Annotated in this window: 10 protein-coding genes, 1 pseudogene and 1 riboswitch; of the genes and pseudogenes, 9 read left to right on the forward strand and 2 right to left on the reverse strand. The window is 65.0% G+C overall.

The genetic code is table 11. The features are described 5' to 3' along the window. Positions 1 to 491: 491 nt before the first annotated feature. Both acs and CWO91_RS36715 read left to right on the forward strand, forming a co-directional pair. Complete coding sequence (gene acs / locus CWO91_RS36710; protein WP_130220328.1) at positions 492 to 2,438, forward strand: acetate--CoA ligase; 1,947 nt, start codon at positions 492 to 494, stop codon at positions 2,436 to 2,438. Between the two features lie 434 nt (positions 2,439 to 2,872). Further along, complete coding sequence (locus CWO91_RS36715; protein WP_128930552.1) at positions 2,873 to 3,388, forward strand: L,D-transpeptidase; 516 nt, start codon at positions 2,873 to 2,875, stop codon at positions 3,386 to 3,388. Between the two features lie 178 nt (positions 3,389 to 3,566). Here the strand turns inward: CWO91_RS36715 and CWO91_RS36720 are convergent, their stop codons facing one another. Then, entirely contained in the window at positions 3,567 to 4,157 is a 591-nt protein-coding gene (locus tag CWO91_RS36720) for a thermonuclease family protein (RefSeq protein ID WP_130220329.1), read from the reverse strand. A 332-nt stretch (positions 4,158 to 4,489) separates the two neighbouring features. On the opposite strand from CWO91_RS36720, the gene CWO91_RS36725 reads away from it, so the two are divergent. The 4 genes and pseudogenes from CWO91_RS36725 to cysN all read left to right on the forward strand — a co-directional run bounded on the left by CWO91_RS36725 (position 4,490) and on the right by cysN (position 10,250). Beyond that, positions 4,490 to 6,208 (forward strand): methyl-accepting chemotaxis protein, encoded by a 1,719-nt coding sequence (locus CWO91_RS36725; RefSeq protein WP_165405968.1) that lies wholly within the window; start codon positions 4,490 to 4,492, stop codon positions 6,206 to 6,208. Positions 6,209 to 6,367: 159 nt separating this feature from the next. Continuing rightward, positions 6,368 to 7,387, forward strand: coding sequence for a sulfotransferase family protein (locus CWO91_RS36730; RefSeq protein ID WP_130220331.1), 1,020 nt, complete (start codon positions 6,368 to 6,370; stop codon positions 7,385 to 7,387). Between the two features lie 3 nt (positions 7,388 to 7,390). Beyond that, positions 7,391 to 8,356, forward strand: coding sequence for a sulfate adenylyltransferase subunit CysD (gene cysD, locus CWO91_RS36735; protein ID WP_130220332.1), 966 nt, complete (start codon positions 7,391 to 7,393; stop codon positions 8,354 to 8,356). Then, a pseudogene (gene cysN / locus CWO91_RS36740) lies at positions 8,356 to 10,250 on the forward strand (sulfate adenylyltransferase subunit CysN). Before cysD ends, cysN begins: the two are co-directional and overlap by 1 nt. A 230-nt stretch (positions 10,251 to 10,480) precedes the next feature. Here the strand turns inward: cysN and CWO91_RS36745 are convergent. Next, positions 10,481 to 10,678, reverse strand: coding sequence for a DUF1674 domain-containing protein (locus CWO91_RS36745; protein ID WP_130220333.1), 198 nt, complete (start codon positions 10,676 to 10,678; stop codon positions 10,481 to 10,483). 189 nt (positions 10,679 to 10,867) lie between these two features. Here CWO91_RS36745 and CWO91_RS36750 point away from each other — a divergent pair, with 189 nt between their 5' ends. From CWO91_RS36750 to purH, 3 genes are all read left to right on the forward strand, one after another. Then, positions 10,868 to 12,214: an RsmB/NOP family class I SAM-dependent RNA methyltransferase gene (locus CWO91_RS36750; RefSeq protein ID WP_130220334.1), complete on the forward strand. Its 1,347-nt coding sequence runs from the start codon at positions 10,868 to 10,870 to the stop codon at positions 12,212 to 12,214. Between the two features lie 159 nt (positions 12,215 to 12,373). Next, positions 12,374 to 14,092: a heparinase II/III family protein gene (locus tag CWO91_RS36755; protein WP_165405969.1), complete on the forward strand. Its 1,719-nt coding sequence runs from the start codon at positions 12,374 to 12,376 to the stop codon at positions 14,090 to 14,092. Between the two features lie 59 nt (positions 14,093 to 14,151). Continuing rightward, positions 14,152 to 14,233, forward strand: a riboswitch (ZMP/ZTP riboswitch). 25 nt (positions 14,234 to 14,258) lie between these two features. Continuing rightward, on the forward strand, positions 14,259 to 15,851 hold the full coding sequence (gene purH / locus CWO91_RS36760) for a bifunctional phosphoribosylaminoimidazolecarboxamide formyltransferase/IMP cyclohydrolase (protein WP_130220336.1): 1,593 nt from the start codon (positions 14,259 to 14,261) through the stop codon (positions 15,849 to 15,851). Positions 15,852 to 15,958 lie beyond the last annotated feature (107 nt).

Here is a 15,958-nt window from a genome sequence, read left to right on the forward strand (position 1 = left end):
AACCGGCGTTTCGGCCATTGTCCGAGAGCTTTGGCGAGGGCAATGGCCGCAGGATCGGCGGAAGCGGGCCGCATCGCCCCGAGATTCTGCTGATCCATCATAGTCTTATGCCTTAGCCCTGCCTGTTATCGATCAATGCGATTATTCTGATTTTTGTTCCAGGAGCCTCGTTGGGATCCCGGGTTGGCCATTTAGGGTGTTCCAAACCGTAATGCGAGTCCCGAATCAGTGAGGAAAGGTTTCTAAATACCTCCACCAGTTGCATGGCGCCCTGCACGGGCCTGTTCCGGAGAGTTTGGGTAAAGGCCCCCGGCCTGTTTCAGATCTGCGACAGTCGCCCAAGCGGGCTTGATCCTCCGCATGGCCGGCGGCCCGCCGAAGGTCCAGCTTGTGCTCCTTGTCGGGTCCGGTTAGCCCGACGCATAATCATTCAATGATCAAGTCGGCTCGCCAGTCGCTAGCGTTCGGCCTGCCGTATGTGGAGGGAAAGCATGTCCGAGAAGATCTACGACGTACCGGCAGAGTGGGCAAAGCGCGCCTGGGTCGACCAGGCCAAGTACAAGGACATGTACGCGCGCTCGATCTCGGATCCGAACGGTTTCTGGGCGGAGCAGGCCAAGCGCATCGACTGGATGAAGGCGCCGACGAAAATCGAGAACGCCTCGTTCGCGCCCGGCAACATCTCGATCAAATGGTTCGAGGACGGCGTCCTCAACGTCGCCCACAATTGCATCGACCGGCATTTGGCCAAGCGCGCCAATCAGACCGCGATCATCTGGGAAGGCGACGATCCCTCGCAGTCCAAGCACATCACCTACAAGGAGCTGCACGACGAGGTCTGCCGGATGGCCAACATCCTGCGCACCCGCAACGTCAAGAAGGGCGACCGCGTCACCATCTACCTGCCGATGATTCCGGAAGCGGCCTATGCGATGCTGGCCTGCGCGCGGATCGGCGCGATCCATTCCGTGGTGTTCGCGGGCTTCTCCCCCGACAGCCTCGCCCAGCGCATCAACGACTGCCAATCCAAGGTGATCATCACTGCGGACGAAGGCCTGCGCGGCGGCAAGAAGGTGCCGCTGAAGGCCAATGTCGACGCGGCGCTCGCCAAAGCGGACGGCGTCGACTGGGTCGTCGTGGTCAAGCGCACCGGCGGCAAAATCGACATGAACCCGACGCGCGACCTCTGGTACCACGACGCCGCCAAGATGGTGACGACCGAGTGCCCGGCCGAGCACATGCATGCCGAGGATCCGCTGTTCATCCTCTACACATCGGGCTCGACCGGCCAACCCAAGGGCGTGCTGCACACCTCGGCCGGCTATCTCGTCTATGCCGCGATGACGCATCAATACGTCTTCGACTATCACGACGGCGACGTCTACTGGTGCACGGCCGACGTCGGCTGGGTCACCGGCCACAGTTACATCCTGTACGGGCCGCTCGCCAACGGCGCGACCACGCTGATGTTCGAAGGCGTGCCGAACTATCCCGACAATTCCAGGTTCTGGAACGTCATCGACAAGCACAAGGTCAACACCTTCTACACCGCGCCGACCGCGATCCGCGCGCTGATGCAGGGCGGCGACGAGCCGGTGAAGAAGACCTCGCGCGCCTCGCTGCGCCTGCTCGGCTCGGTCGGCGAGCCCATCAATCCGGAAGCCTGGGAGTGGTATCACCGCGTCGTCGGCGACGACCGCTGCCCGATCGTCGACACCTGGTGGCAGACCGAGACCGGCGGCATCCTGATCACGCCGCTGCCAGGCGCGATCAAGCTCAAGCCGGGCTCGGCAACGCTGCCGTTCTTCGGCGTGGTGCCGGAGATCGTCGATGCCGACGGCAAGGTGCTCGAAGGCGAGACATCAGGCAATCTTTGTCTCACGCGGTCATGGCCGGGCATGATGCGCACGGTCTATGGCGACCACGCCCGCTTCGAGCAGACCTATTTCTCGACCTACAAGGGCAAGTATTTCACCGGCGACGGCTGCCGGCGCGACGCCGACGGCTATTACTGGATCACCGGCCGCGTCGACGACGTCATCAACGTCTCCGGCCATCGCATGGGCACCGCTGAAGTCGAGAGCGCGCTGGTCGCGCATGAGAAGGTGTCGGAGGCGGCCGTGGTCGGCTTCCCGCACGACATCAAGGGCCAGGGCATCTACGCCTATGTCACCCTGATGGCGGGCGTCCAGCCGACCGAGGATCTGCGCAAGGAGCTCGTCACCTGGGTACGCAAGGAGATCGGCCCGATCGCCTCGCCCGACCAGATCCAGTTCGCCCCTAGCCTGCCCAAAACCCGCTCCGGCAAGATCATGCGCCGCATCCTGCGCAAGATCGCCGAAGACGAGCCGGGCAGCTTAGGCGACACCTCGACGCTGGCCGATCCCGCCGTGGTCGACGACCTCGTCAAGAACCGGCAGAACCGGAAGTCGGCGTAAGCCCGAGGCCGCGATCTCGTGCCCCGGACGCAGCGCAGCGCTTCTTCAGCGATGCGCTGCAGATAAGGGGCCCATCTCTCCGCGCTAGAATTGGGTCCCGGCTCAGCGTCGCGGCGCTGCGCGCCGCGCCTTGTCCGGGACACGAGACCTAGCTGCGCTCCGGCTTCGCCAACGCTTCCTGAAATAACAGCCGTTCACATCCTCACACACTCGTCGGCGTGCGCCCCGGGACCTGCGCGTCTTTCCCGCCGAGTGTTGTTTTCAGGTCATTTACTTTATTTCGAACATTTCCTTTGTTCCCGTGCCGGCTGGCCCTTGGCGGCCGCGCGTGGAAACCATCCGGTTAACGGGCGCGGTTAAGAATGCCTGGGCAAGCCGCAATTGCCGGGTTTGCGTAAGTTTGGACGATCCTTTCGGGGCAAGGGGAAGCATCGATGTCGATGAGGATTGCGGTGGCGCTGGCCGCCACCATCGGGGCTGGGGTTTTGATGTCGACGGCCGCCGAGGCGCGGCCGGAAATGGTCGGGACGCACCTGGCCGACTATTCGCCGGGCACGATCGTGGTCAAAACCAGCGAGCGCCGGCTCTATCTTATCCTCGATAACGGTCACGCGGTGCGCTATCCGGTTGGCGTCGGCAAGGCCGGCAAGCAATGGGCCGGCACGACGAAGATCGACGGCAAGTATCTCAATCCGGCCTGGGCACCGCCTGCCGAGGTGAAGCGCGACAAGCCGAACATTCCCGACGTCATTCCGGGCGGCTCGCCGCGCAACCCGATGGGCGTTGCGGCGATGACCTTGGCCGGCGGCGAATATGCGATCCACGGCACCAACGTGCCGGGCTCGATCGGCGGGTTCGTCTCCTATGGCTGCATCCGCATGCTCAACGACGATATCACCGATCTCTACGGCCGCGTCTCCGTGGGCACGACGGTGGTCGTGACGCGCTGATCGAAGAGATCGGGAGAGGATTTGCGAAAGCCGCGTCTAAAGCGCGATGAGATCAGAATGAATCGTCATCGCGCGTTAGGTTATTGTTTGAGCATGATCTTTTCGGAAAACCGCTACACACTTTGCGCGAACGCGGCCCTTCGGGTCCGGATCATGCTCTAGCGACGCGGCTTTTTAATTACCAAGAACGCCAGCTGCGCGCGCACCAGCCGTCGCGATGGCCGCCATTGTAACTGCGCACGTAACCGCCCGCGAGCAGCGTGGCCGAGACGTTGGCGGTGCGCCGGGTCGCGACATCAGCAAGAATGCGTCCGTATTTGTCTGGCCCGAGATTAGAGATCGTCACATCCCCCTGGCCGAGCAGATTGCGCAGCGCGTCGGTGGCAGCTTCAGCCTTGTTCAGCTCATCCTGGCAAGATGCCTTCAGTTCAGGCGCATCGATGCCGCGCAGGCGAATCCGCACGACAAGATGACCGCCATTGCGCTGATGCACGCGCGCCAGAAACGTGTCGCCGTCGACGGTGCGGATCACCTCGACCGGCTGGCGAGCGCCGGCATCTCCGGCCTGCTGGAGGACGATGTCGGTCGCCTGCGACTGGCCGTCGGCCCCATGCGGGACGGGCCAGTTCGTGCCGTGCCGGAAGGCAAGCACGACAGCCGTCACGACGCCGACCACGAACATCCAGGGCAACAGCCCGGAGAATCGGCGACGGAACGGAGAGCCGCTGAAGGATGACCGATACGGATTGAGACGATCGCGGGAACGCATTGTCTCACGCTAGAACTGAGTCGGCAGAACCGGCAAGCCGCGTTCCAAACGCTTTCTACCGGCTACTGCCTGTAGTTGCACGGAGAGCGATCTTCACATTCCGTTTAGCGCCTGCGTGGTCGCATCGCGTCCCGGCTCGGACCTGTTTCCGTCTGCCGTGGTCCTCGCACGATCATGGCGCGGTCTACATCCCGAGATACCGCCACTCCATGGTTCTGCCGGGCGGGCCTGCGGCGCATCGGCCGTACTTCTACGGCCATCGGTGAATATTACCCAAATCTCAATCTTTGGTTGCGCATACCTGATGCGGGACGGAATTGAGGAGACAGCGGGTGGGATTATTCAAGCTTCGTATTGGAACAAAGCTCGGCATCATCACGGGCATCAATGTTCTGCTGGTCGGCGGTATCCTGACCAACCAGATGCTCGGCAACCAGTCGGTCGCGGAGTCCAACCGGCTGGTCATCATCAACTACCTCAATAAAGGCAATGCGCAGGCGGCGCAGACGGCGATGGCGCGCGCACAGCTCGCCGCCCTCGAGCTCGGTTCCGCTCCGTCGGTCGGTGAGGTCGACAAGCTCCTCGAAACTCTCCGCAGCCATGCAACCGAGGCCGGTACGGAAATCGACGCCGCAAGGGAGCGGGCGACGCGGAAGGTCACGCAGGATGCCTATCGCGAGGCGAGGAAGTTCGTGGATACTTATCTCGCCAGTGCCGTCGAGCTGGCGGCGGCGCGGAAGGCCGTCATCAATGCCCCCGCCGGCGGCGCCAAGTCCGCGGCGGAAACAGCAAAGGCGGGCATTCTCGCAGAGCATATGCGCCCGGCAGCCAAGGAAGTCGGCAAACGCGTCGACGATCTGGTGGGCGTCGCCAACGAATTCGCGGCGCGCCGCAAAGGCGAATTGCTGGTCGAACTTGATCGTGTCGCCAACTTCGCGGTGATCGTCGGCGTCTTCGTCATGCTGATGCTGATCGGCTCCGCGGTCTTTTCGGTGTCGAGCATCGCCCGCCCGATCCGGCGCATCGGCGATGTGCTCCTGCAACTCGCCGGCGGCAACAAGGCCGTCGCGATTCCCTATACGGCGCGCGGCGACGAAGTGGGCGACAACGCGCGCGCGGCGCAGACCTTCAAGGACAACCTGATCCGCATCGAGCAGATGGAAGCCGAGCAGAAGCAACAGGAAGCCGCTGCGGCCGCGCAGCGCAAGGAAGAGATGATCCGGCTCGCCGGCGCATTCGAAGCGGCAGTCGGCGGCATCATCAATTCGGTGTCGGCGGCTTCCGAGCAGCTCGAATCCGCCGCCGGCACGTTGTCGGGCACAGCGGAAGAGACCCAGCAGTTATCCGGAATGGTGGCAGCGGCCTCCGAGGAAGCATCCGCCAATGTCGGCGCCGTGGCGTCGGCCGCCGAAGAGATGAGCACGTCGGTGGTCGAGATCAGCCGTCAGGTCCACGATTCCAGCCGCATCGCCGGCGAGGCGGTGAAGCAGGCCGAGCGCACCGACATTCGCATCAATGAACTGCTCAAGGCTGCGGGCCGGATCGGCGACGTCGTCAAGCTGATCACTGCGATTGCCGAACAGACCAACCTCCTGGCGCTGAACGCCACGATCGAAGCGGCCCGCGCCGGTGAATCCGGCCGTGGATTCGCCGTGGTGGCGAGCGAGGTCAAGGCGCTCGCTGCCCAGACCGCGAGAGCGACCGAGGAAATCGGCACGCAGATCGCCGGCATGCAGGCCGCGACGGAAGACTCCGTCGGCGCGATCAAGGAGATCGGCGCAACCATCGCCAGGATCTCGGACATCTCGACGACCATCGCCGCGACCATCGAGGAGCAGGGGGCCGCGACGTCGGAGATCGCACGCAACGTCAGCGAAGCCGCCAAGGGCACGGTCGAGGTCGCAGACAAGATCGCGCAGGTCAGTCACGGTGCGAGCGCCACCGGCGCAGCATCCGGACAGGTGCTCGCATCGGCGCGCTCGCTATCCACCGAAAGCGGTTTGCTGAAGGCAGAGGTCGAGAAATTCCTCAATACTGTGCGCGCCGCCTAGATCGGCAACGAAAGCGGCGAGCACAGTTTCTGTGCTCGCCGGACGTTCATGAGACACCCCCGGGATTTCACGGGTTTGACCGACATCATGAGCAACGATAGGTTGAGCATGCAACCGTAAGCAACTCGCTTGCGGAACCTGTTCAGCGAGTCCCCCAACATGAACATCGACGTGACTTCACCCGATTCGCTCGAACGAATCGCCGATCTGGTGCGCCAGCAACTTAGTTCCCTCGACACCACGCTGCTTTCGCCGGTGGACGGATTCCAGACCCGGACCGTCGCGCTCGAAACGCTGATGCGCGAAGTGACGGAATGTCTTGCCGAGAGCTTCCGACATCGCCCGGCGCAGGATTTCCCCATGCTTCATTTTGCATGCGGCAAGGCGCGGGTCGGATCGACGGCGCTGAGCAATTTGTTCGGCATGACGGGGATGCCCTCGTATTATCAACCGCTGAAGGCCATCCTGCGCGATGCGCTCGTCGGCAAGACGTTGACACCGTGGATCGTGCCGTCGGCGACCGATGAGCCGAATATCTTCAGCAAGGAGACGATCGGGCCCTACGTGCTCGCCGAAAGCCTGTTCAATCCACTCAAGCTGCTGATCGACGCAGGCTATCCGCGGCACCGGCTGCACCTCATCGCGCTCGACCGCGAGCCGGCTAGCGCGCTGGCATCATGGCTCGAGAAACTGATCTCGCGCGCTCCTGAAAGTACGCTGCTGGCGCACTATGTCGTCGCCGCACTCAGCGCAGTCCGGGTCGCAAGCTACGCCAGGCAACAAGGCGTTCCGGTCACGCATTACGTCTACGAGGTGAGCAAGGAGGCGATTTCGTCGGTTCGAGTCCTGTTCGAACGCCTCGGCATTCCGGGCAGCTTTACCGAAAATGCCGTGACCTCATGGCGGGAGCCGGGACAAGAGCAGGCGAACAACGCGCGCGTCATCTTCCCGAGCGAAGCAGCGATCTACAAGGTGCCCAATCTGCACACCTCGGATAGCGCCTATCGCTACCAGCGTCGCGCAACGACCTCGCTGAGCCAGGCCCAGCTGGACGTCCTGGAGCGCTGCGGCATCAACGATGCCTATCGTGCCTCGGTTGCGGCATGCGTTCGCGATCTCGACCTCAATGCAGCGACGTCGGCGCACCTGTTCGGCGAATGGCTCGCTACGGCCGCGTGATCCATGCTCGACATTCCCGCGACCACCAAGCCAGCCGTCCCTGGAGCGGTTGACGACAAGCCGACCCGCGCGACCGTCAGCCACCTTCGACGCCTGGAGGCGGAAAGCATCCACATCCTGCGGGAGACGGCGGCCGAGTTCCGCAAGCCGGTCATGCTGTATTCGATCGGGAAAGACTCTTCGGTGCTGTTGCATCTGGCGATGAAGGCGTTTCATCCCGGCAGGCCGCCGTTTCCCATGCTGCATGTCGACACGACGTGGAAGTTCCGGGAGATGATCGCATTTCGCGACATGCGCGCGCGCGAGCTCGGCCTCGATCTGATTGTCCACACCAACAATGACGGACTGAGCCAGGGCATTGACCCCTTCACCCACGGCTCGGCCCGTTACACCGACGTCATGAAGACGCAGGCGTTGCGACAGGCGCTGGACCTCCACGGCTTCGACGCCGCGATCGGAGGAGCGCGGCGCGACGAGGAGAAGTCGCGCGCCAAGGAGCGCATCTTCTCGCATCGCAGTGCGGCGCATCGCTGGGACCCAAAGAACCAGCGGCCGGAGCTGTGGAGCCTGTACAACACGATGCTCGCGCCCGGCGAGAGCATGCGGGTGTTTCCGCTGTCGAACTGGACCGAGCTCGACGTCTGGGACTACATCCTGCTCGAGGACATCCCGATCGTTCCGCTCTATCTGGCGGCGCCGCGTCCGGTGGTCGAGCGCGAGGGTGCGCTGATCATGGTGGATGACGAACGGATGCCGCTGCGTCCGTACGAGGAGCCGCGCTGGCGCTCCGTCAGGTTTCGCACGCTCGGCTGCTATCCCCTCACCGGCGCGACCACCTCGACGGCGGCAACCCTGCCGGAGATCGTTCGGGAGATGATGGCCTCGCGCACCTCCGAGCGGCAGGGTCGCATGATCGACCGGGACAGCCCCGCATCGATGGAGCGCAAGAAAGCGGAAGGCTACTTCTGATGTCCTATCACGAGGCCCCCGCGATCGCCGCCTCCGATGCGCCGCGGCTGGATCAGGACGACCGCCCGACGCTGCGCTTCGTCACCTGCGGCAGCGTCGATGACGGCAAGAGCACGCTGGTCGGCCGCCTGCTTTACGATTCCAAGACGCTACTCGACGACCAGCTCGACGCGCTCGCCGCCGAGAGCCGGACCGTTGGCACCACCGGCGGTGATCTCGATTTCGCGCTGCTGGTCGACGGCTTGCAGGCCGAGCGCGAGCAGGGCATCACGATCGACGTCGCCTACCGGTTCTTCGCCACGCCCTTGCGCCGCTTCATCGTCGCCGACACGCCGGGACATGCACAATATACCCGCAACATGGCGACCGGCGCCTCCAACGCCGATCTCGCCGTGGTGTTGATCGACGCGCGCAAGGGCGTGATCACGCAGACGCGTCGTCACAGCCACATCCTGTCGCTGCTCGGCGTCCGCCACGTCGTCCTCGCCGTGAACAAGATGGATCTGATCGGATTCGACGGCGGCCGCTTCGCGGCCATCACCGCCGAATATCTGACGCTGCCGGTCAGCTCGGCATTTCCCAGGTCCAATGCATTCCGGTGGTGGCGCCCGACGGCGACAACATCGTCGCCGCGAGCACGCGGATGCCCTGGTACAGCGGGCCGACTGTCACGGCCTATCTGGAATCGGTGGACGTGTCCGGCGACATCTCGCAGCGACCGTTCCGGCTGCCGGTGCAATGGGTCAACCGGCCGCATGCAGATTTTCGCGGCTTCTGCGGCCGAATCGCCAGCGGAACGATCCGGGCCGGCGACGCCGTTACGGTGCAGCCCTCGGGCCGTCAGACCCGCGTCGCGCGCATTCTCGCGCCCGGCGGCGAACGCGATCGGGCTGCGGCGGGCGAATCGGTGACGCTCACATTGGCGGATGAGATCGACGTCAGTCGCGGTGACGTGCTGACGGCGGGGTCCACACCACAGATCTCGGACCAACTGGCGGCCCATCTCGTCTGGTTCGATGACCAGGCCATGGTCGCGGGCCGGCGCTACGTGCTGAAATGCGGCACGGCTTCGACGGGCGCGGTGATCACGACGCTCGAGCACCGCATCGCCATCGACACCATGGCGCAGGAAAGCGCCACGACGCTCGATGCCAACCAGATCGGCCACGTCCATCTCCGCCTCGACCGCCCGCTGGTGTTCGAGGCCTATCGCGACGACCGCGACATGGGCAGCTTCATCCTCATCGATCCGATCAGCCATCGCACCGCTGCCGCCGGTATGGTCGACCTCTCGCTGAGCCGCGCAACCAACATTCACCGCCATCGACTCGCAGTCGACAAGTCGGTGCGTGCGCGGCTCAAGCAGCAGCGGCCCTGCGTGCTCTGGTTCACGGGCTTCAGTGGAGCCGGCAAATCGACGATCGCAAATCTTGTCGACCGGCGCCTTGCCGAGCTCGGACGCCACGCCGCGCTGCTCGACGGCGACAATCTCCGCCACGGCATCAATCGCGATCTCGGCTTCTCCAGTGCGGAGAGAAAGGAGAACGTCCGGCGTGTCGCGGAGATCGCTGCGCTGTTCGTCGATGCCGGCATGATCGCGCTGGTCGCGCTGATTTCGCCGTTCCGCAACGAGCGCGCACTGGCGCGGCAGCGGGTCGAGACGAGCGAGTTCATCGAGATCCATGTCGCGACCCCGCTTGCCGAATGCGAGCGTCGCGATCCCAAGGGCCTCTATCGCAAGGCGCGCGCCGGCGAGCTGACGGGTTTCACCGGCATTGATGACCCCTACGAGGCTCCGCAAGCGCCGGAGATCAGCATCGACACCTCGGAACTGTCGAGCGAAGCGGCCTGCGAACGCATCATCGGCTATTTGCGAGAGCACAATTACCTCTAGCGGCCGGAAAGAGCCTTACTCATCACCGCTGCCTCTCCGGCAGCGAGCTAAAGCAAGATGAGACTGGGTCTGATGCGGCCACGAAGGAGGTGCGCTCCCTCTCCCGCTTGCGGGAGAGGGTTGGGGAGAGGGTATCTCCGCAAGCGAGAACCCCTGTGTGGAGAGAACCCTCACCCGGCGCTTCGCGCCGACCTCTCCCGCAAGCAAGCGGGAGGGGTTGAGCAAGAGCCTCAAAAGTCGGAGGCGATGCCCTTCCTCTCCCAATCGCCATAGCGGGTGGGCTCGGGTCCCTTCGGTCCCTGAAGCTCGTTCGGCCGCGCTTTGGCTTCGGCTGCCGCGGCCTGCCGCCGCGCTTCGGCTTCAGCCAGCGCGCGCTGGGCGGCGGGCGGCAGCGGCTTGCGATCGGGAACGGGAGGCTGGTCACTCATGGTCCGGCTTTCTAGCGCAGGACGGCCCGCAGCGCGACGTCCAATAACGCATTCCTGAAATCGGGCCCAAAGGGCTGAAAAAGCCGGAAGCGATTCTTACATTTGGCATATTCGCGTGCCACAGATGAGCTGGTTAAGGCATGCGCCCATCGCGGCGGAACTGCCGCTCGCTCAGAACCTTGCTTCCGCATGCCATCTCAACGTTTCGTTCCTCCGTCCGAAGTGCCCGGTCTTGCGGCGCGGCGGATTGCCGCCGACATCGTCGACGGCGTGCTACATAAGCACCGCACGCTTGACGACCAACTCGACGGCGGCGGCGCCCATCCCGGACTGAAGACGCTGGCCGATCGCGACCGCGCGCTGATGCGGCGCCTGGTCGCCACGGTGCTGCGCCGGCTCGGCACGCTCGGCCATGTACTGTCCCGCCTGCTCGACAAGGGCATTCCCTCCGACGCGCCGCGCGCGCAGAGCGCGCTCCTGATCGGCGCCGCGCAGATCCTCTGGATGGACGTGCCCGACCATGCCGCCGTCGATCTCTCCGTTCGCCTCGTGCAATCTGACCGACGCGCTGCGCGCTATGCCGGCCTCGTCAATGCCGTGCTGCGCCGCTGCGCGCGCGAGGGCAAGGCCCTGGTCGAGGAAGTTGCTACGCAATCGCTGGATCTGCCGCCCTGGCTGCTGGCGCGCTGGAGCGCGCACTATGGCGAGGCGATAGCAAGAGACATGGCGCTCGCGCTCGGCCACGAACCGTCGCTCGATCTCACGGTGAAGTCGGATGCCGCGCAATGGGCAAGCCGCCTGCATGGCGAGACGCTGCCGACCGGGACGGTGCGGATGCTGCTACATGGCTCGGTGACCATGCTGCCGGGCTTTGCCGAGGGACAATGGTGGGTGCAGGACGCCGCCGCTGCGCTGCCGGCCCGGCTGTTCGGCGACATCAAAGGCAAGTCTATCGCCGATCTCTGCGCCGCCCCGGGCGGCAAGACCGCGCAGCTGGCACTTGCCGGCGCGCATGTCACGGCCATCGACCGCTCGCCCGCCCGGGTGGCGCGGCTGCGCGAAAACCTGGGGCGGTTGTCGCTCCAGGCCGAGACCGTCGTCGCTGACGCCGTGGAATGGGCCGGCCCCGCCGAGGCCTTCGACGGTATTTTGATCGATGCGCCCTGCACCTCGACCGGCACGATCCGCCGTCATCCCGATGTGGCATGGCTCCGCCAGGAGTCCGACATCGCCGCCCTGACCGCGCTTCAGCAGCGGCTGCTGCGCAAATCGCTATCGCTGCTTAAATCCGGCGGAACGCTGGTCTACTGCACCTGTTCATTGGAACCCGAAGAGGGCGAGCAGGCCATCGCCGCGCTGCTGGCCGCAGAGCCCGCGCTTCGCCGCGTCCCGATCGAGGCGTCGGAGGTCGCGGGTCTCGACGAAATCCTCACCGCGGAAGGCGATCTGCGCACCCTGCCGAGCCATCTGCCGAACGCCGATCCCAAGCTCGGCGGGCTCGACGGATTCTACGCGGCCCGGCTCGTTAAATCCTGATTTTGCACTGGTTTTTACGACCCCGACGCTGATTTGCACCCTTTCAAGGTGGTGTCAGCCGTGCGATTTTGGGATTAATAAGGATTCGTCGGAATCCTCCTCTCCCCTTCAAGGCAAGGCGTGTCGGTCGCTCAACGCAGACGTATCTCGACGCTGGTGATGAACCGCTTCGCGCGGAACATGCTCGCGCGCGCGAGCGGCGGGCCCGTGGCGGTGTCGCGGGTCTGGCCCAGCCGGACCGACCGGCTCATCATCGCGCCGCATGACCTGCGCACCGCAGATGCGACCCGCGCCGCCGAGATCTATGCCGGCCGCTTCGTCTTCGCCGGCAAGATCGTCAATTGCCACGGCCGCTCGATCTTCGATCTCGAACCGCCGTCCGAGGATTGGGAGGTCGCGCTGCTCGGCTTCGGCTGGCTGCGCCACCTACGCGCCGCCGACACCGCGCTGACGCGGGCGAATGCGCGCGCGCTGGTCGAGGACTGGATCTCGAACCCCGCCAACAAGCGCCGTCCGGTCGCGCGGCGTGCCGACGTGCTGGCACGGCGCGTGATCTCGCTGTTGTCGCAGGCGCCCTTGGTGCTCAACGACACCGACAACAAGTTCTACCGCCGTTACTTGCGCGCACTCGCACGCGAGATCCGCTTGCTGCGCTACACCATGCTCGACATTCCCGACGGGGTGCCGAAGCTCCAGGTGCTGATCGCACTGTGCTACGCGGCGCTGTGCCTCGCCAACCAGGCGCGCCACATCCGCAGCACCTCGAAAAAGCTCTCCGACGAATTGCAGCGGCAGATCCTGCCCGATGGCGGACATATCTCCCGGAACCCGGGCGCCCTGATCGACCTCCTGATCGACCTGCTGCCGCTGCGGCAAACCTTCGCGGCGCGCAACATCGCGCCGCCGCCGGCGCTGCTCAACGCGATCGACCGCATGATGCCGATGCTGCGCTTCTTCCGTCACGGTGATGGCAATTTCGCGCTGTTCAACGGCATGAGCGCGACGCCATCCGACCTGCTCGCGACACTGCTCGCCTATGACGACACCCATGGCGCACCGATGGCAAACATGCCGCATACCGGCTTCCAGCGCCTTGATGCAGGCCAGACCACGCTGATCATCGACACCGGCCCGCCGCCGCCGGCCGGCGTCAGCCACGACGCCCATGCCGGCTGCCTGTCGTTCGAACTGTCCTCCGGCATCAGCCGCATCGTCACCAATTGCGGCATGCCAACCACGGGCCGCGACAATTGGCGGCCGTTCGCGCGCGGCACGGTGGCACATTCGACACTGGCCTATCACGACACCTCCTCATGCCAGTTCGTGGAGATGTTGGCGATGAAGCGGCTGCTGCACGGCGCGCCCGTCACCAGCGGCCCGGTGGAGGTCGAGAGCTATCGCGAAATCGTGCCGAACGGCACGCTGCTGACGGCCTCGCATGACGGCTATCTCTCCAAATTCGGCGCGATCCACCGCCGTGTGCTGATGATCGCCAATGACGGCGCTCGCATCGACGGCGAGGACACGCTGTCGCCGCCGCAGGGTGGACGCTTCAAGGGCGCGGATGCCGATTTCGCGCTGCGCTTCCATCTGCATCCGGCGGTGAAGGCGAGCCGGCTGTCGGATGCCCGCGGCGTCATGCTGGTGCTGCCGAACCGCGACGTCTGGACCTTTGAGGCGCTCGACGACAAGGTCGATCTCGAGGACAGCGTGTTCCTGGCCGGCAATGACGGGCCGCGCCGCACCGCGCAGATCGTGATCCGGCAGGATGCGCGGCAGGCACCCTCGATCCGCTGGAGTTTTGTGCGTTCCACCGCCTCGCCGGCGGTCACCAATGCCCGAAGAAATGCGCGGCGGGAGCCGGAACTACCGCTCTAGACGCCCGTATTTCCGCCCTATCTGATCGTTGTGAAGGGCGTTGAAAACTGCTAACCAGCACGCGCTCGCGCGACTGGCGACCTTGGATGGAGCACCATCGGGAAGCGCGAGAGATAGCTGCCGCGCGCCTGGGCATAGACACTCCTTAAGACAGAGGATCTTGCTCGTGATTGACCATCCCCGCCGCGTCACCCGCGCCCTGCTCTCCGTTTCCGACAAGACCGGCCTGATCGAGTTCGCAAAGGCGCTTGCCGCGCACGACGTCGAGCTGGTCTCGACCGGCGGCACCGCCAAGGCGATCGCCGCCGCCGGCCTCAAGGTGAAGGACGTCTCCGAGCTGACCGGCTTCCCCGAGATGATGGACGGCCGCGTCAAGACGTTGCATCCGAAGGTGCATGGCGGCCTCCTCGCGATCCGCGACAACGCCGAGCACGCCTCGGCGATGAAGACGCACGGCATCGCGCCGATCGATCTCCTCGTCGTCAACCTCTATCCGTTCGAAGCAACTGTCGACAAAGGCGCCGGCTTCGAGGATTGCATCGAGAACATCGACATCGGCGGCCCCGCGATGATTCGCGCTGCCGCCAAGAACCATGACGACGTCGCCGTCGTGATCGAGGCAGACGACTACAAGGCCGTGCTCGACGAGCTCGCCGCCAATAGCGGCGCAACCACGCTGAAGCTGCGTCGGCGCCTTGCGGCAAAGGCCTATGCCCGCACTGCGGCCTATGACGCCGCGATCTCGAACTGGTTCAACCGGCAGCTCGAGATCGGCGCGCCCGACTTCCGCGCCTTCGGCGGCAGGCTGATCCAGTCGCTGCGCTATGGCGAGAACCCGCACCAGACCGCGGCATTCTACGCGACGCCCGACAAGCGTCCGGGCGTCTCGACGGCGCGGCAGCTCCAGGGCAAGGAGCTGTCCTACAACAACATCAACGACACCGATGCGGCCTATGAATGCATCGGCGAGTTCGACGCCAAGCGCACCGCCGCCTGCGTCATCGTCAAGCACGCCAATCCCTGCGGCGTCGCGGAGGGCGCTAATCTCGTCGACGCCTATCGCAAGGCGCTGGCCTGCGATTCCACCTCCGCCTTCGGCGGCATCATCGCGATGAACCGACCGCTCGATGCCGACACCGCGCGCGAGATCACGAAGATCTTCACCGAGGTGATCATCGCACCCGACGCCAGCGAAGAGGCGATCGCGATCATCGGCGCCCGCAAGAATCTGCGCCTGCTGCTGGCCGGCAGCCTGCCCGATCCGCGCGCCCCGGGCCTGACCGCCAAGACGGTGGCGGGCGGTCTTCTGGTGCAGAGCCGCGACAATGCCGTGGTCGACGACATGACGTTCAAGGTCGTGACCAAGCGTGCGCCGACCGAGGCCGAGATGCGCGACCTGAAATTCGCGTTCCGCGTCGCCAAACACGTCAAGTCCAACACCATCATCTACGCCAAGGATCTCGCTACCGTCGGCATCGGCGCGGGCCAGATGAGCAGGGTGGATTCAGCGCGGATCGCGGCGCGCAAGGCCCAGGACGCGGCGAGTGAGCTCAAGCTCGCCGAACCGCTCACCAAGGGCTCGGTGGTCGCGTCGGACGCGTTCTTCCCGTTCGCCGACGGCATGCTCGCCTGCATCGAGGCCGGCGCCACGGCCGTGGTGCAGCCCGGCGGCTCGATGCGCGACGACGAGGTGATCAAGGCCGCCGACGAGCACGGCATCGCCATGGTGTTCACGGGAACGCGGCACTTCAGGCATTAAGGTCGCCGTCATTCCGGGGCGCGCCACTTGGCGCGAGCCCGGAATCCATTTCTCCGCATGACGCGCTGCACGATAGATTCCGGGCTCGCGCTCCGCGCGCCCCGGAG

The organism is Bradyrhizobium genosp. SA-3, from assembly GCF_004212635.1.
Lineage (GTDB): Bacteria > Pseudomonadota > Alphaproteobacteria > Rhizobiales > Xanthobacteraceae > Bradyrhizobium.

What these genes read in the sequence shown, in the direction of transcription:
- acs (WP_130220328.1), top strand. Translation starts at nt 492, where the DNA reads ATGTCCGAGAAGATCTACGACGTACCGGCAGAGTGGGCAAAGCGCGCC.
- CWO91_RS36715 (WP_128930552.1), top strand. Translation starts at nt 2,873, where the DNA reads ATGTCGATGAGGATTGCGGTGGCGCTGGCCGCCACCATCGGGGCTGGG.
- CWO91_RS36720 (WP_130220329.1), bottom strand. Translation starts at nt 4,157, where the DNA reads ATGCGTTCCCGCGATCGTCTCAATCCGTATCGGTCATCCTTCAGCGGC.
- CWO91_RS36730 (WP_130220331.1), top strand. Translation starts at nt 6,368, where the DNA reads ATGAACATCGACGTGACTTCACCCGATTCGCTCGAACGAATCGCCGAT.
- cysD (WP_130220332.1), top strand. Translation starts at nt 7,391, where the DNA reads ATGCTCGACATTCCCGCGACCACCAAGCCAGCCGTCCCTGGAGCGGTT.
- CWO91_RS36745 (WP_130220333.1), bottom strand. Translation starts at nt 10,678, where the DNA reads ATGAGTGACCAGCCTCCCGTTCCCGATCGCAAGCCGCTGCCGCCCGCC.
- CWO91_RS36750 (WP_130220334.1), top strand. Translation starts at nt 10,868, where the DNA reads ATGCCATCTCAACGTTTCGTTCCTCCGTCCGAAGTGCCCGGTCTTGCG.
- CWO91_RS36755 (WP_165405969.1), top strand. Translation starts at nt 12,374, where the DNA reads ATGAACCGCTTCGCGCGGAACATGCTCGCGCGCGCGAGCGGCGGGCCC.